Genomic DNA, 1,550 nt, shown 5'->3' on the forward strand with positions numbered 1-1,550 from the left:
GGCGCCTCAGGATGAGGAGCGATTTGCGGCTTTCCTCATCCTGAGGCGCGAGGCGCAGCCGAGCCTCGAAGGACGCGAGGCCTAGGCCGCGAAGCGTCCCAGGTCCTGGCGGCTCTCCACCAGGTCCAGCACGTCGTGCATCGAGAAACCCGGATCGGCCGCGTACAGCGCGTCGTAGATCGAGCGCGCGAAGGCCAGGTCGGCCGGGGTCTTCACCCGCCAGTCGTAATGCGACCAGTCGCGATGAGCCTTCAGGTGCGCCTGGCGGAAACGGTCCGGCCGCTCGCGGATGGCGGCGGTCGGCGAGATCATGGCCAGCGGGTCGCGAACCTCGGCGGCGGCCATGCGCAGCGCCTCGACGGTGACCACCTCGACCTCGAGGCCGGCCGGAAAGGTGCGCTCCACGCGGTTGGAGGTGTAGGCCGCGCCGCTGACCTGGGCCAGGCGGACGGCCTCGTCGATCACGGCCGGGTCGACGAAGGGCGCGTCGCCCTTGATGCGGACGATGTGGCTGACCGGACCGGCGGCCTCGGCGCAGCGGGCGATGCGGTCGAGGATGTCGCTGCCCGAGCCGCGATGCACGGCGTAGCCCCGCGACACCACCAGGCCGGCCAGGCCGTCGTCGTCCGCGGCGTCGCTGGTGGCGACGATGATCTTGTTCAGGCGGCGGGCGCCGCGCAGGCGCTCCAGCTGGCGCAGGATCATCGGCTGACCCTGGAGGGTGGCGACGGCCTTGCCGGGCAGACGTTTGGAGCCCATGCGGGCCTGGACGACGGCGAGGATCATGGCGTTCGGCTCCCTCTTTGTTTCTCAGCGCTTCTTCCGAGGCTGAGCCTTGATTCGCCTGGGCGTCAGGCGACCCAACGTCGCGGGTCCAGAGCCACCGGATCGTCGATGGCCATGTCGTCCCAGTCGAGGTCGGGGGGCGGGCTGGAAGCTGCCGCCACGACGGCCGACAGCTCGGCGGCCGAGGTGACGCCCACCAGGACGGCGCTGGCTTCGACGCGCGACAGGGCAAAGCCCAGGGCGGCCTGCAGCGGGTCGGAACGGCCCTCGGCGATCATCCGGCGCACCTTCGACAGGCGGCCCGAGGCCCCCTTCAGCTGGGCGGGAACGCGGTCGGGCGGCAGGAACAGCAGGCCGTTGAGGAAGATCGAGCGCAGCTGCACCTCGATCCCCATGCCGGCGATGCGCTGCAGCGAGCCGTCGGCCAGCAGGCGCTGGTCGAGCAGGGACGCGGGCGCTTGAAGAATGTCGGGCTTGAAGCGGCGGGCCACGCCCACCGGATCGTCGCTGGCGTGGGCGGCCACGCCGATCTTCTCGAACAGGCCTTCGTCGCGCAGCCGGGCCAGGCGATCCCAGACCGCCGCGCCGTGGGCGCCGAACAGTTCGGCGGGCGAGGAGACGATGATGGCGTCGGCGCGCTCCAGGCCCAGGCRGCGCAGGGACGTCCGGGCCTCGGCCTCGACGAAGTCGGGACCGCGGTCGGCGCGAGCGGCCGACAGGGTGACGCGGAACGGCACGGGACGGGGAATCAGGTCGCCCAGCAC

Annotated in this window: 2 protein-coding genes; both read right to left on the reverse strand. The window is 72.0% G+C overall.

The window, feature by feature from the left end:
• Positions 1-81: 81 nt before the first annotated feature.
• Positions 82-786, reverse strand: coding sequence for a glycosyltransferase family protein (locus AC1DZ6_RS24950; protein WP_477099779.1), 705 nt, complete (start codon positions 784-786; stop codon positions 82-84).
• A 65-nt stretch (positions 787-851) separates the two neighbouring features.
• The coding region (locus AC1DZ6_RS24955) for an aldo/keto reductase (RefSeq protein WP_477099780.1) at positions 852-1,550 on the reverse strand (699 nt) is incomplete at its 5' end.

This window comes from Caulobacter sp. P1_B12_2, from assembly GCF_056406675.1.